Origin of the sequence: Bacillus sp. SIMBA_031 (assembly GCF_046535225.1) — a bacterium.
GTDB lineage: Bacteria > Bacillota > Bacilli > Bacillales > Bacillaceae > Bacillus > Bacillus velezensis.
In genome coordinates this window covers 462568-485996 of the sequence record NZ_JAWRXC010000001.1, presented here as the reverse complement: position 1 = coordinate 485996, position 23429 = coordinate 462568, and the positions used below count along the sequence as shown (strand labels likewise).

The 23429-nt window shown below is 44.6% G+C and carries 19 protein-coding genes and 2 pseudogenes; 9 read left to right on the top strand and 12 right to left on the bottom strand.

Going from position 1 to position 23429, the window contains the following annotated elements:
- Positions 1-68: 68 nt before the first annotated feature.
- Positions 69-833, bottom strand: coding sequence for a 2,4-dienoyl-CoA reductase (gene fadH / locus SB724_RS02610; RefSeq protein ID WP_003154618.1), 765 nt, complete (start codon positions 831-833; stop codon positions 69-71).
- 143 nt (positions 834-976) lie between these two features.
- Here fadH and SB724_RS02605 point away from each other — a divergent pair, with 143 nt between their 5' ends.
- The 4 genes from SB724_RS02605 (at position 977) to SB724_RS02590 (ending at position 4364) form a co-directional block, all read left to right on the top strand.
- A complete protein-coding gene (locus SB724_RS02605; protein ID WP_410569982.1) occupies positions 977-1840 on the top strand; it encodes a metallophosphoesterase in 864 nt (287 codons plus the stop codon).
- Between the two features lie 74 nt (positions 1841-1914).
- Positions 1915-2409: a L,D-transpeptidase family protein gene (locus SB724_RS02600; protein ID WP_088462390.1), complete on the top strand. Its 495-nt coding sequence runs from the start codon at positions 1915-1917 to the stop codon at positions 2407-2409.
- Positions 2410-2484: 75 nt separating this feature from the next.
- The gene (locus SB724_RS02595) at positions 2485-3777 is read left to right on the top strand and encodes an MFS transporter (RefSeq protein ID WP_007611093.1); all 1293 of its coding nucleotides are present in this window, start codon (positions 2485-2487) and stop codon (positions 3775-3777) included.
- 122 nt (positions 3778-3899) lie between these two features.
- Entirely contained in the window at positions 3900-4364 is a 465-nt protein-coding gene (locus tag SB724_RS02590; protein ID WP_265972033.1) for a YkyB family protein, read from the top strand.
- A gap of 42 nt (positions 4365-4406) precedes the next feature.
- Here SB724_RS02590 and cheV read toward each other — a convergent pair whose 3' ends face one another.
- A complete protein-coding gene (gene cheV, locus SB724_RS02585; RefSeq protein WP_014304917.1) occupies positions 4407-5318 on the bottom strand; it encodes a chemotaxis protein CheV in 912 nt (303 codons plus the stop codon).
- A 188-nt stretch (positions 5319-5506) separates the two neighbouring features.
- Between cheV and SB724_RS02580 the strand changes: the two genes are divergently transcribed.
- The gene (locus SB724_RS02580) at positions 5507-5668 is read left to right on the top strand and encodes a hypothetical protein (RefSeq protein WP_007409608.1); all 162 of its coding nucleotides are present in this window, start codon (positions 5507-5509) and stop codon (positions 5666-5668) included.
- Positions 5669-5868: 200 nt separating this feature from the next.
- Positions 5869-7082, top strand: a pseudogene (locus tag SB724_RS02575) (aminotransferase A).
- On the opposite strand, the gene SB724_RS02570 reads toward SB724_RS02575, so the two are convergent.
- Together SB724_RS02570 and SB724_RS02565 are read right to left on the bottom strand one after the other, a co-directional pair.
- A complete protein-coding gene (locus tag SB724_RS02570) occupies positions 7063-8883 on the bottom strand; it encodes a PAS domain-containing protein (protein ID WP_265972035.1) in 1821 nt (606 codons plus the stop codon). The pseudogene SB724_RS02575 and the gene SB724_RS02570 sit on opposite strands and share 20 nt — an antisense overlap.
- 177 nt (positions 8884-9060) lie before the next feature.
- Positions 9061-11193 carry a peptidoglycan D,D-transpeptidase FtsI family protein gene (locus SB724_RS02565; protein ID WP_410569979.1) on the bottom strand — a complete coding sequence of 711 codons (2133 nt, stop codon included), beginning with the start codon at positions 11191-11193 and terminating at the stop codon, positions 9061-9063.
- A 336-nt stretch (positions 11194-11529) separates the two neighbouring features.
- Here SB724_RS02565 and SB724_RS02560 point away from each other — a divergent pair, with 336 nt between their 5' ends.
- The 3 genes and pseudogenes from SB724_RS02560 (at position 11530) to SB724_RS02550 (ending at position 13087) form a co-directional block, all read left to right on the top strand.
- Positions 11530-12306 (top strand): CAP domain-containing protein, encoded by a 777-nt coding sequence (locus SB724_RS02560; protein ID WP_014417601.1) that lies wholly within the window; start codon positions 11530-11532, stop codon positions 12304-12306.
- Positions 12307-12351: 45 nt separating this feature from the next.
- A pseudogene (locus SB724_RS02555) lies at positions 12352-12477 on the top strand (P-II family nitrogen regulator); the annotation flags it as partial.
- 214 nt (positions 12478-12691) lie between these two features.
- Positions 12692-13087, top strand: coding sequence for a hypothetical protein (locus SB724_RS02550; protein WP_083061815.1), 396 nt, complete (start codon positions 12692-12694; stop codon positions 13085-13087).
- A gap of 566 nt (positions 13088-13653) precedes the next feature.
- Here SB724_RS02550 and SB724_RS02545 read toward each other — a convergent pair.
- The 8 genes from SB724_RS02545 to glcT form a co-directional block, all read right to left on the bottom strand.
- Positions 13654-14520, bottom strand: a complete 867-nt coding sequence (locus tag SB724_RS02545) for an NAD(P)-dependent oxidoreductase (RefSeq protein WP_003154640.1) — start codon at positions 14518-14520, stop codon at positions 13654-13656.
- A gap of 81 nt (positions 14521-14601) precedes the next feature.
- Entirely contained in the window at positions 14602-16569 is a 1968-nt protein-coding gene (locus tag SB724_RS02540) for a methyl-accepting chemotaxis protein (protein ID WP_410569976.1), read from the bottom strand.
- Positions 16570-16694: 125 nt separating this feature from the next.
- On the bottom strand, positions 16695-17723 hold the full coding sequence (gene splB, locus SB724_RS02535) for a spore photoproduct lyase (protein ID WP_265972053.1): 1029 nt from the start codon (positions 17721-17723) through the stop codon (positions 16695-16697).
- 84 nt (positions 17724-17807) lie between these two features.
- Positions 17808-18047 (bottom strand): splAB operon transcriptional regulator SplA, encoded by a 240-nt coding sequence (splA, locus tag SB724_RS02530; RefSeq protein WP_003154646.1) that lies wholly within the window; start codon positions 18045-18047, stop codon positions 17808-17810.
- 87 nt (positions 18048-18134) lie between these two features.
- On the bottom strand, positions 18135-19850 hold the full coding sequence (gene ptsP, locus SB724_RS02525; protein ID WP_159354085.1) for a phosphoenolpyruvate--protein phosphotransferase: 1716 nt from the start codon (positions 19848-19850) through the stop codon (positions 18135-18137).
- On the bottom strand, positions 19850-20116 hold the full coding sequence (locus SB724_RS02520; protein WP_003154654.1) for a phosphocarrier protein HPr: 267 nt from the start codon (positions 20114-20116) through the stop codon (positions 19850-19852). Before SB724_RS02520 ends, ptsP begins: the two co-directional genes overlap by 1 nt.
- Before the next feature lie 96 nt (positions 20117-20212).
- Entirely contained in the window at positions 20213-22309 is a 2097-nt protein-coding gene (gene ptsG / locus SB724_RS02515; RefSeq protein ID WP_410569973.1) for a glucose-specific PTS transporter subunit IIBC, read from the bottom strand.
- 230 nt (positions 22310-22539) lie between these two features.
- Positions 22540-23406 carry a glucose PTS transporter transcription antiterminator GlcT gene (gene glcT, locus SB724_RS02510; RefSeq protein ID WP_265972057.1) on the bottom strand — a complete coding sequence of 289 codons (867 nt, stop codon included), beginning with the start codon at positions 23404-23406 and terminating at the stop codon, positions 22540-22542.
- Positions 23407-23429: the final 23 nt, after the last annotated feature.

Sequence of the window (23429 nt, the reverse complement as noted above, 5' to 3'; positions counted from 1 at the left end):
GAAAATAAAACAAGCGAACGGCGGCTTTAACGTTCGCTTGTTTTGCAAAATAATCAATATATGAAAAATTAAAACGGATAAGGATTCAGCCATTGCCCTCCGTCCATTGTGATACAATCCCCGTTTATGTAGGACGCTTCATCAGAAAGCAAAAACGCTGCCAACGCGGCGATTTCTTCCGGTGTGCCCAGCCGGCCGAGCGGCACACTGTTCATAGTGCGGGACACCGCTTTTTCCGATTCAAACAGCTTCTCCGCACCGCCTGTCCGTTCAATCGGGCCTGGGGCTATCGCGTTTGTGCGGATGCCGTATTTGCTCCCCCATTCAACGGCCAGCGTTCTTGTCAGTGACAATACCCCCGCTTTGGCTGCAGCGGAATGAACGACACCCGCTCCCGCTCCCCATGCGTATGTAGCGGCCATATTTAAGATGACGCCCTTCTGCTCCTGCTCGATCCAATGCCTTGCCGCGGCTTGGCTGCAGAAAAATGTGCCGTTTAAAACAATCTCAATAACAGCTTTCCATCCATTAGGCGTCAGCTTCTCTGCCGGGCAAATAAAGTTACCGGCCGCATTGTTAATCAGCGCATCGAGCCGGCCAAAGACTTTTTTCGCTTCTGTAATCATGTCTGAAGCGGCGGAATCAGAACGGACATCCATTTGAAAACAGGCGACCTGCCCCTCAAAGGTCTCAATTTCTTTTTTTGTTTCCTCAAGTGCTTCATGGTTCCTCCCTGTCACCATGACGTGCCATCCTAATTCAGCCTGTTTTTTCGCCATTGCTTTTCCCATGCCGCTTGAACCGCCTGTAATAATTACCGCTTTCTTATCCATAACAAACCCACCCCTTTTATTGAATGAATAATCATTCATAATTTTATCACAGATGTCTTTCCGCGTCATTACATGCTGAGAAGGGATTTTTCAGCCAAGCTGATGATATAATAGAACAACTCTGACAAAGGTTGGTTTTACATATGGAGAAAATGACCAGAAGAACATTTTTAAAAAGAGGATTCGGCATTTTGGGTGCAACTCTCGCAATGGCTTGCGGAGGTTACGGCTATGCCCGGTATATTGAACCGCGCATGATTGAGATCACCCGGCATACAATCACCAACCGCCTGATCCCCCGCGGCTTTGACAATTTTAAAATCGTTCAATTCAGCGATACGCATCTCAGTGATGTGTTTACATCCGGTGACTTGAATAAAGCAGCGGAAAAGATCAATCAGCTGAAACCCGATCTGCTCATCTTTACGGGAGATTTAATTGATAAGCCGCATTTATTTAATGATCACCAGCATGCACTCGCCGTGCTGCAAAATCTTGAAGCTCCCTTCGGCAAACTTTGTGTTTACGGAAACCATGACCACGGAGGCTACGGTACGAACACGTACAAGGCTCTGATGGAAGCGGCTGATTTTCAAGTGTTTCGAAACGGCTATCGTCAGGTGCAGCTGACAGACGGAAGCCGGATTGAACTCGCGTTTTTGGATGATGTAATGCTCGGAAAACCCGATTATGAAGCCACCCTGTCCCGCCTTTCCGAAGATGTATTTTCCATTTTAATCGTCCACGAGCCTGATGCCGCTCTCAAGATAGGCGGATATCCCGTAAACCTCCAGCTGTCGGGACATACTCACGGCGGTCAGGTCCAGCTCCCGTTTTTCGGCCCTCTCATTACGCCTCCTTACGGAAAAACGTATACCGACGGCATGTATACGCTGCATGACACAGCCGTTTACGTCAATCGCGGGCTCGGTACGACAAGACTGCCGTATCGATTTTTATCCAGACCGGAAATCACGCTGTTCACATTGAAAACCGAGCAAAAATAAGACTTTTATCCTGATGCACAGACACCCCCTCCGTAATATGTATATGGAAAAGAGCAAAAAGGAGGGTGATGAAACTGCTGACATATCAAGTGAAACAAGGAGAAACCATCTCAAGCATTGCGCAAGACTTCAGAATAAGCACTGCTGCTCTCCTTCAGGCAAATCCCTCAATCCAATCGGTCATATACGCGGGACAGCACATTATCATACCGAATCTTCCCGATCCATCCACCATTCCCTACTCCATCATCGTGTATATCGGAGCGAAGAAACTGGAGTTATACCGCCTTGGCAGGCTCATCCGTACGTACCCCATCGCAGTCGGAAAAATATTGACGACCACGCCGACCGGAGAATTTTACATCGTGAACCGCCAGCCTAAGCCCGGCGGCCCGTTCGGCGCTTATTGGCTCAGCCTCTCTAAAATTCATTACGGCATTCACGGAACAAATAATCCTTCCTCCATCGGCAAAGCGGTATCAAAAGGATGCATCCGGATGTATAATCAGGACGTCACTGAACTTGCCGCTACCGTTCCTAATGGAACAAGGGTGACTATTATAAGATAGAAAGATCTTATTTGTTAATGGAACGAGCTGATGATAATATATTACAGTGGGACCTTTAGGGTAAGGAGCGTGTTTATGGATATATTTAAAAATCGCAATTTTGTCCGTCTCTTTTTCGCAGCACTCGCTTCTCAAATGGGAACGACTGTAGGTAATATGGCTTTTGCTTTTTACTTGCTGGACCATTTTTCAAACCAGCCGGCATACACGACTTTGGCTGAGCTGATGTATTCACTGCCGACAGTTTTCGTATTTCTGATTGTCGGTGTCGCAGCTGACAGGCTTGACAGGAAAAAGGTCGCAGAGAATTGTGACTGGATCAGAGCCGGACTGACGATCGTATTGTTTGCCGCATTATACACCGGGAGCATCCCTCTCGTGTTCTGTATTTTGTTCATCAGAAGCGCCGTGACCAAGTTCTTTTTCCCGGCGGAAGCCAGCCTTGTACAAGCTATTCTGCCTAAGGAGCATTACGCGAAAGCGGCGGGACTTAACCAGATCCTGTTCAGCATCTTCATGGTATTCGGCGTCGGTATAGGCGCGTTTATGTATAAAACGATCGGTATTCACGGAGCCATTATCCTTGATTTTGTCAGCTTTATTGTATCAGGCTTTCTGATCCGCGCCTGCCGCATTCCGAAAGAAGCCCGTCAGCCGAATGGCCCTTTTAAATGGGGAGATTCGTTTCTGAAAGACTCGGTCGCTGATTTTAAGGAAGGGATCGTATATATTGTTAAAAACAAATTGCTTGCTTCCCTTATTTTCGGCTTTTTTATCTTTGGTTTTGTCAACGGCGGCTTTGCCGTACTGCCGATGTTTACGATGAAATACGGACTTGCGCCTGATCATTACGAATCACATACTTCCATCTTCACCGTCGCACTCGGCTTCGGCCTGCTTGCAGGAAGTGTAATCGGAACGATGATCGCAAAAAAAGTCAAACCGCATCATTTGATGTCGATTCCTATTTTGGCAGCCGGACTGCTCATTTTTGTCCTCGGCTATACGGATAAGCTGTGGATTTATTATGCGGCGGCTTTCGTCCTCGGCATGTGCATCGGCCCTGTCAATATCGCCATCGGCGGCTGGATGCCGAAAATCGTTCATCCGAAAATAATGGGCCGGGTCAGCGGCTGGCAGGATCCTTTTATGATGTTTGCCCAATCGATTACACTCGGACTGGTCGCCCTGTTATTTCCGAAATTCGTTACCAATATTGATTACCTTTATTACGGCATGGGAATCGTGATTTTAGCGGTATTTGTGTTCTATTTTATCGCTCTTCCGAAATACAGCGCCGAGGCAGCAGAGGTCGATGTGCAGCAATCATTAAAGGCTGATTCCGAAAAACATGCGAATCCTGTCTAATAAAGGAAAAAGATGCGCCCTTTTCATCAGAAAAAGGCGTATTTTTATAATCAATATTTGCATTTCAACGCTAAAAAAGTATAATCTATATATGAACTTGATCAATGCAAAGGAGAGAAATAATGGACGACCACGCTTATTCGAAAGAGCTGCAGCCAACCATCGAGAATCTTTCAAAAGCTGTTTATACTGTGAACCGCCATGCAAAAACCGCCCCCAACCCTAAATACCTTTATCTGCTGAAAAAACGGGCATTACAAAAGCTTGTGAAAGAAGGCAAAGGGAAAAAAATAGGGCTTCACTTTTCAAATAATCCCAGGTTTAGCCAACAGCAGTCAGACGTACTTATCTCTATCGGAGACTACTATTTTCACATGCCTCCAACAAAAGAAGACTTCCAGCATCTTCCGCATTTAGGTACGTTAAATCAATCGTACCGCAATCCTAAAGCACAAATGTCTTTGACAAAAGCGAAAAACGTATTGCAAAAATATGTGGGCTTAAAGGAAAAACCGCTTGCCGCCAACAGGCAGCAGCCCGTTTATCATAAACCCGTATTTAAAAAACTTGGTGAGAGTTATTTTTAATTCCGCCGCAAAAAAGCCGATGCGTCATGCATCGGCTTTTTTCTATTCAATCACGTACGTATCCACTTTTTTAATGAGCTCGCTGATTTCAGGCTTGCTGATCTGTTCATCCGCTCCGACTACTTCGCCCCGGTGGCGCAGGTCGTCCGTAATCAGAGACGAGAAAATCATAATCGGCACATCAGAGCTTTGCGGGTTATCCTTAAGGAGCTTCGTCAAACGGTGCCCGTCCATTTTCGGCATCTCAATGTCACTGATAATCATGTCAATATGGTCTGACAGGTTTGCTCCGTTATCCGTCAATTCCACGACGTAATCATACGCTTCTTTTCCGTTTTCAAACGTAACGATTTCACTGTACCCCGCCTCAGTCAGCTCATCCGTCAAAAGACGCATCAGAAGCGGCGAATCTTCAACGATGATCAGTTTTTTACCCGCCCGTCTTTCATCAAATCCTTCCTGATGGACATGATAAGTCTCAACTCCGGATGCCGATTCAATATCGTAAATGATCTTTTCATAATCAGGCAGAAAGATCATCGTGTCTTCCAGTTTGATGATTCCCGTTAAATGCCGCTCCATGCCCTGGTTCAGGGAAGTCGGCTTTTCAATCGCCTCCCAGGACACCCTGTGGATTTGTGAAACGGAACCGACGTGAAAGACGATTTTCCGTTTGTTGAATTCCGTTACGATATATTTATCGTCTTTTGCTCCTTCGGCATCAACGCCGAAAAAGGAATACAGACTGATGACGGGAAGAATTTCGCCTCTCAGCTTAATCATCCCTTCTACGTCTTTATGAGACTGAGGCACAGATGTGACATCTACCGGCTGAATGATTTCCCGGACTTTCATCACATTTATGCCAAATGTATTGACGCCTACTTCAAATTTGACGATTTCTAATTCGTTTGTGCCTGAATCCAATAAAATATCGTATTGTTGTAAAGACAATTCAATCCCTCGCTATCCGCATTCAGTATTGTACTGTATATATCGGCTGGAAACGGAAAAAGTGAATGTATTCGGTCCAACTGGCCATGAACTCTTTATAAAAAAATGCTTTTTTCTGATATCCCATTGACTTTTTGACATCGAGTGGTAAAATAGTCAAGGATTTTTCAGGAAGAAGGGTGTAATAAATGGGTACAGTAGTCATATTCGACCAAGATCAAATGACGGTGTTAGAAGATATCAGCAAAACGGCTTACCTGCAAATGAAAAAAGAGGCGAAAGAGCGTCCCGACAAGCCCGCTCCATACATCTTATGGCGGGAAGACGTCAGCTTTGAATACGGGTATTAATGACATTCGCCACATATCACAATAGATAGATCATGATACAATGAAGACAATCATTTCAGCTGGTTGTCTTATTTTTTTCTGAAAGAAGGTATGTTTTCACATATCGGACATATACTCGGGATAGTTCAATAAAAAGATGACAAATGCTCAGCTAGTGGTAAAATAGGATAAACTCAATATATAGTATAAGGTGATGAATTATGGAACATTTGCTTAATCCGAATGTAAAAGAAATTGAAATTTCAGGAATTCGCAAATTCTCAAATCTTGTAGCTCAGCACGACAATGTCATTTCGCTTACGATCGGTCAGCCGGATTTCTTCACGCCGCACCATGTCAAAGCGGCTGCCAAAAAGGCAATCGACGAGAACGCAACGGCATATACTCCGAATGCGGGCGGCCTTGAGCTGAGACAGGCCGTACAGCTTTATATGAAGAAAAAAGCTGATTTGAATTATGAAGCTGAAACTGAAATCATCGTCACAACCGGGGCAAGCCAAGCGATTGACGCGTCTTTGCGGACGATTTTATCTCCGGGCGATGAAGTTATTCTCCCCGGACCGATATATCCGGGCTACGAACCGATCATCCGCATGTCGGGCGCCGTTCCGGTTCATGTGGATACGACGACACACGGATTTAAGCTGACGGCGCGGCTCATTGAAGAATCGCTGACACCAAAAACAAAATGCGTCATTCTTCCTTATCCGTCAAATCCGACCGGAGTGACATTGTCTGAGGAAGAGCTGCAAAACATCGCGGCCGTCCTGAAGGGCAGAAATGTTTTTGTCCTGTCTGATGAGATTTACAGCGAATTAACCTATGACAGACCGCATTATTCGATCGCGTCTTATTTGAGAGACCAGACGATCGTCATCAACGGCCTGTCAAAATCACACAGCATGACGGGCTGGAGAATCGGTTTCATTTTCGCACCGAAAGAAATTGCCAAGCACATCTTAAAAGTTCACCAATACAGTGTGACATGCGCGTCTTCAATCTCTCAGAAAGCGGCTCTTGAAGCGGTGACAAACGGTGTTGATGATGCGCTTATTATGAGAGAACAGTATAAAAAGCGGCTTGACTATGTATATGACCGTCTAGTTTCAATGGGGCTTGACGTCGTAAAGCCGTCAGGCGCATTTTATATCTTCCCTTCCATTAAGTCATTCGGAATGTCATCGTTTGATTTTAGTATGGCTCTTTTAGAGGATGCAGGTGTGGCTCTTGTGCCCGGCAGCTCGTTTTCAAAGTTGGGTGAAGGGTATGTGAGGCTGTCATTCGCATATTCACTGGATACATTGAGAGAAGGCTTGGACCGGCTGGAAGCATTTATTTTAAAAACGAGAGAATCCATGCAGACTATTTAAACAACGGCATAACGCCGTTGTTTTTTATTGTTTCGGGAATGTAATATGAAAGGCGGTGCCTCTATCCGGTTTGCTGTCTACTTGGATAGCTCCCTGGTGGTTTTTAATAAGGTTGAATGTGACCATCAGCCCTAGGCCGGTTCCTTTTTCTTTCGTTGTCAAAAACGGTTCGCCTATTCGTTTCAGCACGTCTTCCGGTATCCCGTCACCCTCGTCTTTCACCGTCACATTAACGGAATACTCATCTTCTGTCATGATGATGTGAACCGTTCCCCCATCCGGCATCGACTCAACGGCATTTTTAATCAGATTGATAAACACCTGTTTCAGCTGATTTTGATCACCGTTAATATACATGCTGTCATGTTCGTAATCCGTTTTGATAAAAATCCCTTTAAGATTTGCCTGCGTCTCTAAAAGAGCGGTCACTTCACTTATAATTTTCTTTAAGTTTACACGCTCTTTCACGGCGTTTTGCTGAGGTTTGGCAAGCATTAAAAGCTCACTTAAAATTAATTCAATTCTGCTCAGTTCAGAAAACACAATTTCAAAGTAATGTTCGTTTTCCTCCATCGTCGGCTTCATGAGCTGTAAAAATCCTTTGATCGCCGTCAGCGGATTGCGGATTTCGTGAGCGATTCCCGCCGCCAGCTGCCCTGCGATAGACAGCTTTTCCGACTTCAGCATTAATTCCTCCGTCTGCTTCCGCTCAGAAATATCACGCAGAATGACCTGCACGGCAGTTTCTCCGAAAAACGTCGTCGGAATGCAGACCATTTCCGTGTAGATCAGCCGGTTTTTAAAGGTAAACCATGATTGCTTAATAATTTCTGACTCGGTCTTTCGGTTGATAATATTTTGGATCCGCTGTTTCACGCCGTCATGATCACAGGGATGAAGCTGATCATAGACGTTTTTCCCGATTAAATCTTCATATGTTTCAGCCTCAAACAGCGAAATGCCCGACTCATTCATGAATACCCATTTATCATTGTGAATCACGGCGATCGTATCAATTGAATTCTGAATGAGGAGCTGATAACGCTCTCTGCTTTTTTGCAGAATCGTTTGGAATTTTTTCCGTGAAGAAATATCAATCAGAAGCAGCAATTCCGCCCGCTGATTTTTATATGTCGTCGGTGCCGCCTTTACTTCTAAATGAACGGGCGTGCCGTCGAGCCTTCTCCACGTCTGTTCGATCATTCCGACTTCCATTCCTTTTTGCATCCGCACAATTCGGTTTTTCACAATGTCGTGATACTCTTCTTCAATAAATTCATAAGAGCGCCTGCCGATTACCTCGTCTTTGCTTTCAGCTCCCAGCATGGCAAGCATCGCGTTGTTGGCGTAGGCGATTGTGCCGTTGATGCTGACATATAAAGGATTCGGCAGCATTTCAACAAGACGCTCGAATTCGCCGTTTCCTACCGCATCTTCCGACTGTTGTTCTGCCTTTTGCTTCTTTTGTTCATACATATAAGGCCGGCGGGGCGTCTTCTCCTCAAGCACCTTGATTTTGAGGATGATTTCCCGATCCGTCCCCTCCATTTGCGGTGTGACAATTTCCACACCCGCTTCAAGCCATACGATGGTATGATCTTTTTTAATAAGACGAAAGGTGCAAGGCATTAAATGATGCTCATTGTAGAAGTAACTTTCAACCAAAAATTGATCTTCTTCATGCAGGAACGTTTTGAGAAATGATCCGATCATCTCTTCCTGAGAATAACTGAAGTACGATTTGCAGTTTGCAGAAATATACATAATACGCCCGTTAGACGTCAAAACGGCATGAAGATCGGTTTTCGATTGAAACTGTTTGACATGCTGAGTATCCTGTTCCACAGAATCCCTCCTTTGCATTATACTCGCACTGCAGGCTGGACACGGACTGATATAAAAAGAAATTCCACTAGATTGATTCGCTAAAAAATGAGCATTCTCCTTCTATTCTTATTGTGAACGTCAATTTTCCTGAATGAAAGAAAGGGCGCACGAGATGTTCGGCCGCCCTTTCATTTGTTATTTTTTATTGTATTTCTTTTCAAGTTCTTTGTAAGCGTCAATTGCTCCTTTGGCAATGTTTTTGCTGACATGATCGTGATCATCCTGAACAGTCGGTACGACGACGCTGAATGCCACTCGTGGATGTTCTGACGGATAGTAACCGACAAAGGTCAGGTTATACGTCTCTTTCCCCCACCAATTTTTGTTCGTGCCGTAATAGCGCGTCTGCGCGGTTCCCGTTTTACCGGAAACATCGGCGCCTGAACCTTGGAATGTTGAATAAGCCGTTCCTTGAGGTGAGCTTGTGACCAACTTCATTCCTTTATGAACTTGGTCAAAATCGCTCGGGCTGTTATTTACTTTGTTCAAAATTTTACTATCTCGCTGTTCAATCGCTTTTCCAATCTTGTTTTTGCTGTCCGGTTCATGAATGCTTGTGACGATCCGCGGCTGGACGCGATACCCGCCGTTTGCGATGGCTGAAATATATTGAGCCATTTGAAGCGGCGTATACGTATCAAACTGTCCGATCGCAAAGTCAAGCAGCAATCCCCCGACCATTTGCGGATTTGACTGCATGCCCGCTGATTCCTGCGGAAGATCAATCCCGGTTTTCACACCCAGGCCGAATTGGGCGTAGTAGTTGCGCATTTTTTTAATATCGTCTAATCCGGCAGGCAGCGTGCCGTGCGGGACGTAAGTAATGCCCGCAATATGCATGGCCACATGAAACATATATACGTTTGAACTTCTTTGCAGCGCGGTCAGCTCAGTAATAGCTCCCATTTGTGTCCACGATTGTTTTTTCGTGTCGCCTTTAAATACAAGCGGTGCATCGACAAACGTTTTATAATGCGGGAGGCCGCTTTGGTAACCTGCGAGAACAGTCGCTCCTTTAACAGAAGAGCCCATCTCATATTGGGTCGTAAATGCTCCGATCGCAAAATCCTGTGTTTTATTCGTTTCGAGCTCAATGCGTTTCCCCGCCATTGAGAGAATATCCCCGTTGTTCGGATCCATCATGACGGCAAATCCTCTGTCAACCATATAGTTGCCTGCAGCGCGGCTTCTTCTCAGCTCTTTTTCAATGACTTTTTCGACTTTCGACTGTAATTCCATATCGAGCGAGAGCTGCAGATCGTAGCCTCTGCTGCCTTCATCGACGGGCTTTTGACTGACGACTTCACCTTTGCTGTTTTCCACATACTCTACTTTTTCTTTATGTGCGTTTAAATAGTCTTCATACTGATATTCAATGTAGCTTTTTCCCACCCGGTCATTCAGTGAGTAGCCTCTTGTGACATAGTAATCTTTCCGTTCGCCTAACAATCCCTGTTCCGGTGTCGTTACACCGCCGAACAGAGAGTACAGCGTTTTGTCATACGGATATTTACGCGTCCAGTCATTGATCACGTCAATGCCGGGGAGCTCTTTCAGGTGCTCGGATACGACGGAAACTTCTTCATATGTCAGGTCGCTTTTTGGTTTTTGCTTATTGTTGTCATGCTCGTCAAGCAGTGAACCGCTGTTTCCGTTTCCGTTCAGCTTATTCGGGTCCATTGATTTGACGACTTGCGGCTGATAGGCGTTGCCGCTTGAAAAACGCGTATAAATCGCCGCGACTTCCAGCTCTTTTTTATTTTTTTTGATCGCGTCAATCTCCTGCTTTGGGACGCGTTCAATCTGGCGTTTGTATACTTCTTGCGGTTTCAGGCTGTTTTCTGAATCCTTCATAAGCTTTTCCGCCTTCTTCGGATGTGCGGCAAGCCAGTAATCAATGATATTTCGATCCTTCATAAATTCAGTATCAATATGAATCAGTGCGGCGAGATTTTTTGCCGTTTTCAATTTGTCCTTTGCCGAGGTTTTTGAGGTGGATACATATACAATTTCAGGCACAGCCTGGTTATCAACCGCCACCCTATTCCGCTTGTCATACATCTTTCCCCGCGGTGTCGGATAATAGGCGGTTTTTGCATTTGCCTTCTCCGCATCCTGGCGGTGTTTATCCCCTTCGACAATCTGGACGATGCCGAGTTTAAAAATCAGTGCCGTAAAGAGAAGAAAAACAATCAAAAAATAGAGATTCATTCTCAGCGCTTTGTAACGTTTCGTTTTTTTCTTTGGTTCGCGCGCAACTTCAGCCACTTTCTGTTACACCTCTCAAATCATTGAATATATTTACATAAACAGATTTTAATTGTAACATTTTTGTAAAAGTTGTTACAGCGAAAACGGGTAAAAAAAACTGTCAAGATCAAATTATCTTAAAATATATCTAACACTTCAAATAATTTGAAGAGATGTAACGGGTTTTAAAAAATAAATACAGATCGTTTTTCCCGGTATAGAGCCATTTTTCTGCGCTCAATTACAATTATGACAAGAGTTTGTTGTCAAAGGAAATGGCTGCCTGCAATATGACAAAAAAGCTGTGATAAGATTTTTCATGTAGAAAAAAACTTCTCTGGGAGGCTATTAACTATGAAAAAAGCATTTCTCTTATCTGCCGCCGCGGCAGTCAGTTTGATTACATTCGGAGGCATTCAGCAGGCATCTGCCAAAGAGCTGTCATGCCAGCACGTCGTTACCGTGAAAAAAGGAAACACTGTACAGCATCTGACTCTTCAAGAGGCTGTTGAAAAACTACATATGAAAACGAGCGTGAAAAAGCTGAACGTTAAAAATGAGAAAGAGCTGACTCAGCTGCTGCAAAAACACGCAAAGCATTCTGACATGACAGTTAAAGACGTTCAAAAAGAAACACCGGCAAAAACGGCTCCGGCAGCTGCCGAAAAACCGAAAGCCGATCAAAACCAGACGGCTGACAATGCAAAGCAGACAGATAACACAAACAACAGCAGCGAGAAAACTCCTTCATCTGTCAGTGCGTATGAAAAGAAAGTCGTTGAATTGACAAATGCAGAGAGACAAAAGCAAGGCTTAAAACCTCTGCAGATTGATGAAAAATTAAGCAAATCAGCTCACGCAAAATCACAAGATATGAAAGACAAAAACTATTTCGATCACCAAAGCCCTACTTACGGCTCACCTTTCGATATGATGAAGTCTTTCGGAATCACTTATAAAACTGCCGGTGAAAATATCGCCAAAGGACAGCCGACTCCTGAAGCTGTCGTTAAAGCTTGGATGAACAGTGAAGGCCACAGAAAGAACATCATGAATCCTGAGTTCACTCAAATCGGTGTCGGTTACGTAGAATCAGGAAACATCTGGACACAGCAATTCATCGGAAAATAAATAATAAAAAAGATTGCCCCTGCGGGCAATCTTTTGTCTGTCGAAAAAGTGGCTGAGACGGCGCAAAAAGTGCTCAAAACCCGTGAACGCGGTGACGGCAAAATCTTAATTTTCGAAGTTCCCAATACAATCAACATCCGTACGGGCGAAGAAGGGCCTGACACTTTATAAATTTATAAATTTTAAAGCTCCCGGCACATAAGTGCTGGGAGCTTTTTTGTAAAATCTTAAACGTGATGATTAAATTGGTTTTGTTAGCCTTTGCTTCTTTAGTAATACTTTATTTAATAAAAAGTAGAATTTACCTATTTTCTGTTGAATAATTTTTCAAAATTTAGTAATATATTGAATGGGTTTCTAAATGAATGGAGAGAGGAAGTTTAAATTGAAAAAAATTGTAATGACACTATTCACAGTTGCTCTATTGACATTCGGGATTTTCTCAAACAGTTCAGAAGCGTTAGCCATGACTTCAAAAGGAGCAATTAAATTCCAAACAGATGCTAATACTTACTCAAAACACGCTACTTCTATTGTCGTAACAGGTACTGTGTCTACAAGATATGCTGAGGTAAACAAGGGTGTTAATGTTCTTCTTGTCAATAAAAAAAGAGATGTAGTCAAAGACATATATGTTAATGGCCGTAATATTCGCAGTTTTAAAGTGAGCTTCTTGACAAAAAATATTCCAGCAGGCAAGTATGATGTGGTGGTAGCATTGACTTGGGGAAATCAAACCCATAGAGGAGAACTGAAACACTATATTACTGTACAACATTAAAATTCATATTATTAACAAATGGGTTTAACGTTGATTTCATCTGGAATTCTCAAAAAACAACATGTAATGATGAAGTCTCTGAATCGAGGATGTTTTCGTAAATCTCTTGAATTTTTTACGATACATCCTCTTTTATTTTTCAGTTTTGCTAGAAGGCTAATCTGTAGAGTTTCAATTTCGGATGCCCAATTATTAGGTTTGAATTGCGGGAATACGAACTCGATTTATTGCTATGTACATTTGGGTTACTCGAATTCATAGTTGAATCAAACATGATACATCCTACTGTTGGAAAGTTGTATTAATCCTAATCATTATTCGGAAATCCCCCTTTTGATTTATAATAGACAGTCTGCGTCAAACAAACGAGGGGGATTTTCCAAATTATTCACAGTAGAGCATTATAAACGGATACACGTTAATACATTATCCTGCTAAGTTCCTGTCTTCATTAAAGGCTCTAAGAATACAAGGTTTGCAGATCATTGTTTACAAAACACCATCAACAATACCGTAAGCCTTCTCTTCCTCGGCATCCATAAAATAGTCCGTTCGGGCAATCTTTTTTATTTCACCCAAAGCTTATAAATACTTTGAGTCCCGCTGTTTTCTTCTCCTTGCGCGGAAAGCTTGTCGTATAATGATTTGGCAAGCGCTAATCCGGGCATTTCTTCTCCCATGAGCTCCGCTTCTTCAAGGGCGATGCCCATGTCTTTAATAAAGTGTTTCACGTAGAATCCCGGCGCAAAATCGCCTTTCAGCATACGGGGAGCGAGGTTGGACAATGACCAGCTGCCAGCCGCTCCGGTTGTAATGCTTTTCAGCACTTGTTCCGGGTTCAGACCGGATTTTTCAGCGTAAGCCATCGCTTCAGCCACTCCGACCATTCCCGCTGCAATCGCGATCTGATTGCACATTTTCGTATGCTGGCCGCTCCCAGCCGGCCCTTGATACTGAATGTTTTCCCCCATAACGGAGAAAAGCGGCAGGCATGCTTCAAACGCTTCTTTTTCTCCTCCGGCCATAATGGCAAGCGTTCCGTTCCTCGCGCCGATGTCTCCGCCGGAAACGGGTGCATCCAGGGCGTGAATGGATTTTTCTTTGGCTTTCTCCGCTATCTTCTTCGCCAGAGACGGTTTTGATGTCGTCATGTCAATGACAAACGCCCCTTCTTTTGCATGACGAAGAATGCCGTTTTCGCCGAGATAGATTTCCTCGACATCACTCGGATAGCCGACCATGGTAATAATGATGTCTGCTTTCTCTGAAAGGTCTTTGACCGTCTCCTGCCAGACCGCTCCCTTATTCAGAATCTCTTCCGCTTTTTGTTTCGTCCGCGTGTAGACTAAAACCGGATAGCCCGCTTCTAAAATGTGCGATGCCATACTGTTTCCCATGACGCCCAAACCGATAAATCCGACCGTTTTGTTCACTGCGCTTTCCTCCCCTGATGCGATTCATAATATCATTCTTTCATGTCTATATTACCTTATTATAGGCTGATAGAGACCGCGTTACAAGGTGAATTTAGAAATGGCGCTGATCAGATCTTTGCTCGCGCTCTTTAACATGTCAGTCGATTGCTTTACTTTTTCAAGCGTAACGAGCTGTTCATCAGTAGAAGCATTCACTTCTTCCGCCGCTGCCGCAGATTCTTGAGAAATGGCGGAGATGCTTTGAATCGCTTCTTGAATCGCGGCTTGTTCTTCACTCATTTTTTGAATGTCATTGTAAATATGATCTATACCTTGAACGAGAGACTGCATTTCCGTCGTAATCAGATTGAGGACCTCACCCGTTTCATGAATGGCGCTGTTTTGTTCATCATTCATTCTGCTTGCCTCAATCATCGCGTGTGACGCTTCTTTTGTCTCAGATTGAATCAGACGGACCGTCTCACTGATATGGCCGGAAGAAAGAGCTGATTGTTCAGCAAGCTTGCGGACTTCTTCAGCGACGACGGCAAAGCCCCGGCCGCTTTCTCCCGCTCTTGCGGCTTCAATGCTCGCATTCAGCGCCAAGAGGTTCGTCTGGTCTGAAATGGCGGATATTGCCGTCACGACTTCTTCTATGTTTTTCGTTTGTTCTTCCAGGTCATTCAGCATTGCCTCTACTTTTTTCGTTTCTGAATTGGCTTCGTTTGACTTCATCAGCAGCTGCCCGAGCGCGTCCAATCCTTTGTAGCTGGCATCCTCTGAAGATTTTGAGAGTTGTTTTATGCTGCCCGCGCGATCTGCGATTCCTTTTATTTTGACCGAGAGATTTTCTGATTTTTCGTTGATCGTCTCAACCTCTGACGCTTGCTCTGTCGCTCCGGCGGCGACTTCCTCTATCGCTTTTGCGATTTGTCCGCTCGTTTCATTTGTTTCTTGTGAAATGACGGTTAGTTGGTCAGATGTATCGGATACATTTTCCGAGGAGGCCTTGACCTGTTCGACCATCTCTTTCATATTTTCAACCATTTGGTTAAAGTCTTTTGTTAACTCGCCTACTTCATCTTTTGATTTCGTCTGGGCGCGGACGGTTAAATCTCCCGCTGAGACTGAATTTGTTTTGGCGATCAGCTGCTGAATCGGCCCGGTTATCGTTTTTGCGAGGAAATAGCTGAGTCCGATCGTAATCACAAGGGCGATCAGTGACATAAAAATGCTCACCGTGTTCATTTTGTCGGCTACTCCCATCAGCTGATCTTTTTCAAACTGCGTTCCGACTTTCCACCCTGTTTCTTTTACCGTTTGGTAGACGACCATGTTCCCCTGCAGCTCTTTGACACCTTCTTTATCCGCAGTGATGTCTTTTAACGTCTGATCTTCCGAAATATTTTTTCCCTGTTTTTCCGGATGCGCCAGAAGAGAGCCATTTTCATCCGCTAAAAAGGCAAATCCTTTATACGGGACCTTTTGCTCGTTGACCATGCTCTGAATGGAGGACAGCTTCAGATCTAAGCTCGCCACTCCGACGACGGTTCCGCTGTTTTGAATGGCTTTTGACGCCGTCACGATCATGTCTCCCGTCACTGCATCTTTATAAGGGTCAGTCCAGACAACCTTATCGGGTTTTTCAGCCGCCATCTTATACCACGTTCTATTTGTCGGATCATAGTCTTTGGCAAAATCGGCCTTTGGATATGTAAACATTTGTTTGTTTGCGGTTCCGACGTACGCAAGCGCGACATATTTGTCATTCTGTCCGATCTGCTTTAACTCATCGTTAAAAAGCCGCGCGGTTTCTTTCTTCCCATCTGATAGAAAAGACCGGGACAATTCACCGCCTGCTAATCTCATTAATACGGTCTCATCATTTTTCAGCTGAAGCTCAATGTTCTGACCGAGTGAATTGGTGACATCCTCTGTCGTACGTTTTGCTTCCTCCGTCATCATCGGCTTTAATGTCAAATATGAAGAAACCGTTAAAAAAACAACCGTTACAATAAGCATTGCCGATACAAACACAGCAATTTTGATATGCATTTTTTTAAACATAACCATCCCCTCCTGAGAGTTATATCGGTCTTTCGGCCAAGAAAATGAATAAACCTTGAAATAAATATCAAACATTTCCGCCATTTGAAGCGGCAAAAAAAGAGCCGTCGTATTGACAGCTCCCCTTACGTAAAATATTCGATTTTCGCTTTCGGAAAATAGGTTTCGATATAAGATTCGAGTGTTTCCCTTAAGTCATGTTCTTCGTCTTTTTGGTATATATACTTGCCGATTCCGTAGCGTCCCCATTTGTATCTGCGCTTTTCTTCATCAAGCTCAAGCTTTGTTTTCGGATAGTTCTTCTCAATCACCCGTTTGGCCGGTTTTGTAAAACGGTGCTGGATCAGTTCAAATGTGATGTCATGCCGAACGTCTTCATCAAGCGCCGCATCAAGTTTCTCAAACAGTTCCTTATAGCCTTCCTCCCAGCCATCGTGAATATAAATCGGCGCCACGATGAAACCGAGCGGATAGCCCGCTTTAGCGACTTTGACGGCGGCTTCTACCCGTTTGTCGAGCGGAGAAGTTCCCGGTTCAAAGTTTTTAATGACATAGTCCGCATTGATGCTGAATCTGAACCTTGTCTTTCCGTTATGCTTTGCATCAAGCAAATGATCGACGTGGTGAAATTTAGTCACGAATCTGAGCTGTCCCAATTCGCTTTGTCCGAAATGTTCAATGGCTCTTTTTAATGTATGTGTCAGATGATCGATTCCTACGATATCAGACGTACAAGAGGCTTCAAATCTTGTAAATTCCGGCGCCCGTTCTTTCATATACTCATCAGCCTGATCCAGAATCTCTTCCACATTGACATATGTCCGGATGTAAGGCTTTGACCCCATCGTCGTCTGCAGGTAGCAATAGTGGCAATGCCCCATACAGCCCGTCGCAAACGGAATGGCATATTCGGCGGACGGCTTTGAAGAATCGAATTTCAGTGTTTTCCGGACGCCGATTACCAATGTTGATTTCGCGTTCCGGTATTGCTGCAAGTGATTTTTCCCCGGAATATTCCGGACTTGATTATGCGATGTCGTTTCTCTGATCTCAAGCCCCATGTTTTCAAACTTATTCTTCAGCTCTTGTCCTAACGGGTATTCGAGCGCTCTCGGTTCAATATAAACAAGCTGGGGCACAAACGGCTTCAGCATAGACAGACACTCCCTTTACATATTCTCATGTTGTTACTTTCCGTTCAAAAGAGAGTGAATATGCGTTGTAAACATTTCCTTTGATCAATGATATCGGTCTTCTTCAAAAAGCTCGCTGTAAAGCGCTTCCGCTTCCTCATATGTCGAAAAGACCGCGTCATCTTCGGCCAGCGGATGATAGGTTTCGTATAAAAACAGAGACAGTTCTCCCTCATGATACGGGTGATGGACGATCTCCGCCTCTTTAATATGGGCAACATTGGCGGCATGCGGATTGCGGTAAATCACATAGACCGTATCCCCCGCCGCAAATGATTTTGTCATGATAATCCCTCCTGTTGAAAGTTATTGTTCCCCCCTTTTTTCCGAATATGAAAAAAACCAGACGGCTTACACCGTCTGGCTGTTGTATTACTTATTGAATGTTTCTTTAACGAATGCGACAACCTCTTCTGTCGTGCTCATAGACAAGATTGTTTCTTTGAATGATTCAGCTTCTTTTTTAGAAAGCTTGCTGATCTGCGTTCTTGCCGGAAGGATGGATGTAGCGCTCATCGAGAACTCATCTAAGCCTAAGCCGAGAAGAATCGGAATCGCAATTTCGTCTCCCGCCATTTCTCCGCACATGCCGACCCATTTGCCCTCTTTGTGAGCGGCTTCAATAACAAGGGTGACCAGACGGAGAATCGCCGGATTGTATGGCTGATACAGATAAGCTACGCGCTCGTTCATGCGGTCAGCAGCCATCGTGTATTGGATCAAGTCATTTGTTCCGATACTGAAGAAGTCTACTTCTGCGGCAAACTGATCTGCGATAACGGCTGTAGACGGAATCTCTACCATCATACCGACTTCAATATCGTCAGAAACCGCTACGCCGGCTTCGACGAGTTTTTCTTTTTCTTCGAGAAGAATCGCTTTCGCCTGTTTAAACTCGTTTACTGTCGCAATCATCGGGAACATGATTTTTAAGTTTCCGTATGTACTTGCACGAAGCAGCGCACGAAGCTGAGTTCTGAAGATTTCTTGCTCTTCAAGGCAAAGGCGGATGGCTCTGTAGCCTAAGAACGGGTTCATTTCTTTAGGGAGCTGCAGGTAAGGAAGCTCTTTGTCGCCGCCGATATCCAATGTCCGAACGACAACTGATTTTCCTTCCATACGCTCAAGAACCGTTTTATAAGCGTCAAACTGCTCGTCTTCCGTCGGAAGCTGGTCGCGTCCCATGTAAAGGAATTCCGTACGGTAAAGCCCTACAGCTTCTCCTCCGTTTTCAAGAACGCCTTTTACATCATCCGGGGTGCCGATGTTTGCGGCAAGCTCTACATGATGGCCGTCTTTTGAAACAGTCGGTTCATTGACGAGCTTCGCCCACTCAGCTTTTTGCGCCAGGTAAGCACTGTGCTTTTCTTCATATTTCTTTAACGTTTCACTGGAAGGATCGATGATTACATCACCATCGATGCCGTCTACGATTACCGTAACACCGTTTTCAATTGTCCCTGTAGCCGCTTTTGTGCCGACGACAGCCGGAATTTCAAGCGAACGGGCCATGATCGCGGAGTGTGAAGTGCGTCCGCCGATATCAGTTGTAAAACCTTTTACAAACTGGCGATTTAATTGCGCCGTATCAGACGGTGTTAAATCTTCAGCCACGATAACAACCTCTTCTGAGATCATGCTCGGGTTCGGAATTTCCACGCCCAGCAGGTGCCCCGTCACACGTTTTGTTACGTCACGGATATCCGCCGCACGCTCTTTCATGTACTCGTTATCCATTGATTCAAACATAGTAACGAACATGGAAGCTGTTTCTTTCAAAGCGAATTCAGCATTGACTGAATCTGTGCTGATTTTCTCCTTTACCGGGTTCAACAGCTCAGGATCACTCAGAACTAAAAGGTGCGCGGAGAAAATGTCAGCTTTGTCTTGTCCCAGTTCTTTTAAAGCATGCTCTTTAATTTTTTCAAGCTCTTCTTTAGAACGTACAATCGCTTCATCAAAACGGCTTACTTCAGCCGCAGCATCAGCAATGTTTTTCTTTTCAACCGTTAAGTCCGGCTCTTCAAGCCGGTATGCTTTCGCAATCGCAATTCCGGCTGAAGCGCCTATTCCTTTTAATTCTTGCATTACTCGCCGAGTCCTTCGCTTTTCATTGTTTCTTCTAAAGCGTTAAGAGCATCGTTTTCGTCAGCGCCTGAAGCGGAAATTGTGATTTCAGCGCCTTTAGCGATACCTAGAGACATAACGCCCATGATTGACTTAAGGTTTACTGTTTTGCCGTTATATTCTAAGTTTACGTCAGCATCGTATTTGCTTGCAGTCTGTACAAGAACTGTCGCAGGACGAGCGTGGATTCCGGAATCTGCTGTTACTTTAAATGTTTTTTGTGCCATGATTATCATTCTCCTTTAAATTAAAGCTATTTTACTACACAATATTATATCATACAGCCGTACTTGTCATCTGACAAGCACGGCGTATTTATATGCTTATTTTCCGATTTTCACAATATCTTTTTGTTCCCGTTTTACGGTACCTTCGGCCGAAAGGGAAATCGCTTCACCCTCGGCAAGATTTGTAAAGACAATCGGTGTCATTAATGAAGGAACATGAGCTTTAACCGCTTCAAGATCAACTTCAAGCAGCTTTTGTCCCGGTTCAACCCGGTCACCCTCAGAAACAAAAGAAGTGAATCCTTCGCCTTTCAGGCTGACTGTGTCGATTCCGAAATGAATGAGGATCTCTCTTCCGCCGTCAGACTGAAGGCCGATCGCATGTTTTGTCGGGAAAACATTCAGCACTTTTCCGCGGACAGGCGATACCACGATTCCTTCTTCAGGAAGAATCGCAAAACCGTCACCCATCATTTTTCCTGAGAACACCTGGTCAGGCACATCGGTAATCGGATGGATTTCGCCGGTGATCGGAGAAGCGAACACTTCTTCACCCTGCTCGTTTCGGAGCGGATCTGCGATAACCTCTTCAACCTGCTGGCTGACTTCTTCTTGCGCGGATACTTTCGGTTCAGGGCGCGGCGTGCGTCCGGCGATAATATCCTGCATCTGTGTTTTTAAACCGTCAGAACGCGGGCCGAAAATGGCCTGAATGTTGTTTCCGACTTCAAGAACGCCTGAGGCGCCAAGCTGTTTCAAACGAGTCTTATCCACTTTCTTCTGGTCGTTGACCGTAACGCGGAGTCTCGTGATACAAGCGTCAAGGTGCTTAATGTTTTCCTGATCACCCATTGCCTGCAGGATTTCATAAGGAAGGTCGCCGGCTTCGCCTGAGGCGCCCGCACCTTCATCCGCAGCCTCTTCTTCACGGCCCGGCGTTTTCAGATTGAACTTTCTGATCGCAAACCGGAAACCGAAGTAGTAAATGACGGCTAATCCTAAGCCGACCGGAATGACAAGCCACCAAGCCGTCCGGTTAGGCAGAATTCCGAACAGGAAGTAGTCAATCAGACCGCCTGAGAAGGTCATACCGATTTTTACATGCAGCAGCTGCATGACCATAAAGGAAAGTCCCGCGAATACGCAGTGAATCGCAAACAGGATAGGAGCCACAAACAAGAATGAGAATTCAAGCGGCTCGGTAATTCCCGTTAAGAAACTTGTCAGAGCGGCAGAACCCATGATTCCGGCTACAAGTTTTTTCTTTTCAGGCTTCGCTTCATGATAGATTGCAAGCGCTGCCGCCGGAAGACCGAACATCATAAACGGATATTTCCCCGTCATAAATGTTCCCGCCGTCAGCTGTACGCCGTCTTTGATCTGAGCCATGAAAATCCGCTGATCTCCGCGGATGATGTCTCCTGCGGCATCTTTATAACTGAAAAATTCATACCAGAACGGCGAGTAGAAAATGTGATGAAGACCGAACGGAATCAATGACCGCTCAATCATCCCGAAAATAAAGGCCGCCAAGGTTGGATTCGCTTCCACAAGACCCGTGGAGAAGGAATTCAGACCGTGCTGGATCGGAGGCCAGATCACTAACATAATAAGACCGAGAATTAATGCGGAAATTGATGTGATAATCGGGACGAACCGCTTACCCGCAAAGAATCCGAGGTACTGCGGAAGTTCAATTTTATAAAACTTGTTGAACAATAACGCGGCCAGAACCCCGACGATAATACCGCCGAACACGCCCGTCGCCAAAGTGGGTATCCCCAGCATGTTAATATAGGCCGGATGGTTTTCCGCAAAAAACTTTGCCCGTTCAATTTTGTCAGACGGAATACTGCCGTTTGCCATAAGCACGGCGCTCATGGATACGTTCATGACCAAGTATCCGATAATAGCCGCGATTCCGGCAACACCGTCTCCGTTGGCAAGGCCGATCGCAACTCCTACTGCAAAAAGAAGCGGCAGGTTGTCAAATACGATTTGGCCGGCGCTTTCCATGACGTTCGCCACAAGCTGAACGTTATCATTGCTTAAGAAATGCATGACTTGAATCATATCTTTGTTCTGCATGGCATTCCCTAACGCAAGCAAGATCCCCGCAGCCGGTAAAATCGCAACCGGAAGCATAAGAGCACGGCCGATTTTCTGGAGAACGCCGAATAATGCTTTAAACATAAAAGATGTACCTCCTCTGTTAGCTAGTGTGACCTTACAGCGAAAATTCATGACAACGAATTCACTGGCGCAAGTCTTCAGTTTAACCGTTTACATTTGCCCTTTTACACAACAAAAAAGGCATGAGTAAAAAGGGTGTGCAAAATAACGGGATCGTTCTTCCCGTTTTTTACCCTCAATCACTCATGCCTGATCGAATCAGTGACACGTTTTTAAGGTTTCAACTGAAATTATGAAATTTTATTGGTTAATCGGTACAAATGAAGCGTGAGATAAACCGCTTCCGCCTCATGAACTGGTTTTTTCAGTATTTGCTGCAAGATTTTTATCAGTTTCCAAGCAGTATTGTAGCATAGCGGGTATTCATTTTTCAATAATAACATTAACTTTTCTGGTTCTTTTGTCTGCTCTTCCCGATTAATCCTGTCTATGGTAAATCTGATATGCCGGATCAGCCGCAAATAGTGGACGCTTTCTTTATTCACTTTCATCTGGAAAGATTCCTCAATCACCTGAACGAGCCGGGACATCAGCTGTGAATGCTGATTGACCTCTGAAAGGGGCCGATTACTCAGGGCGGAGTGGATATGCAGAGCGATAAAGCCGATCTCTCCTTCCGGAAGGCAGATTCCCGTCTTTTCATTAATCATGCCGACGACTTCACGGGCAATTTGGAATTCTTCCGGATAAAGCGTTTCGGTTTCCATGAGAAACGGGTTTTTAATGTCAAAACCCTGCTTCAGCCGCTTTACCGCAAAGGCGATATGGTCAGTCAGCGCAATATGGATGTGCTCATTTAACGGTTGGCTTGTCCGCTTCTTGATATGATAAATGACGTCATTGGAGATGTCGACAAGTGTCTCGTCCACATAACCGAGGAGCTTTTTAAATTGTTTTTGTTCTTTTTCATCCTTTAAGATGAACATCTTGTCATACCCTTTATCTTCAATGACATCCGCTTGTTTTTTTCCAAAGCCGATCCCTTTTCCGATTAAGACGACCTCATTGTATCTATCATGTGTTGCGATGAGCACATTGTTATTTAATACCTTTTCAACTGTAAAGGACCCCTTCATGATCCTCAGCTCCTTTGTCATTCAATACATCATATCGTACAAAA

Bases quoted from the DNA above. Each gene is read 5' to 3' on its own strand.
- fadH (WP_003154618.1), bottom strand. From the start codon at position 833: ATGGATAAGAAAGCGGTAATTATTACAGGCGGTTCAAGCGGCATGGGA.
- SB724_RS02605 (WP_410569982.1), top strand. From the start codon at position 977: ATGGAGAAAATGACCAGAAGAACATTTTTAAAAAGAGGATTCGGCATT.
- SB724_RS02595 (WP_007611093.1), top strand. From the start codon at position 2,485: ATGGATATATTTAAAAATCGCAATTTTGTCCGTCTCTTTTTCGCAGCA.
- SB724_RS02590 (WP_265972033.1), top strand. From the start codon at position 3,900: ATGGACGACCACGCTTATTCGAAAGAGCTGCAGCCAACCATCGAGAAT.
- SB724_RS02580 (WP_007409608.1), top strand. From the start codon at position 5,507: ATGGGTACAGTAGTCATATTCGACCAAGATCAAATGACGGTGTTAGAA.
- SB724_RS02560 (WP_014417601.1), top strand. From the start codon at position 11,530: ATGAAAAAAGCATTTCTCTTATCTGCCGCCGCGGCAGTCAGTTTGATT.
- SB724_RS02540 (WP_410569976.1), bottom strand. From the start codon at position 16,569: ATGTTTAAAAAAATGCATATCAAAATTGCTGTGTTTGTATCGGCAATG.
- splB (WP_265972053.1), bottom strand. From the start codon at position 17,723: ATGCTGAAGCCGTTTGTGCCCCAGCTTGTTTATATTGAACCGAGAGCG.
- splA (WP_003154646.1), bottom strand. From the start codon at position 18,047: ATGACAAAATCATTTGCGGCGGGGGATACGGTCTATGTGATTTACCGC.
- ptsP (WP_159354085.1), bottom strand. From the start codon at position 19,850: ATGCAAGAATTAAAAGGAATAGGCGCTTCAGCCGGAATTGCGATTGCG.
- SB724_RS02520 (WP_003154654.1), bottom strand. From the start codon at position 20,116: ATGGCACAAAAAACATTTAAAGTAACAGCAGATTCCGGAATCCACGCT.
- ptsG (WP_410569973.1), bottom strand. From the start codon at position 22,309: ATGTTTAAAGCATTATTCGGCGTTCTCCAGAAAATCGGCCGTGCTCTT.
- glcT (WP_265972057.1), bottom strand. From the start codon at position 23,406: ATGACAAAGGAGCTGAGGATCATGAAGGGGTCCTTTACAGTTGAAAAG.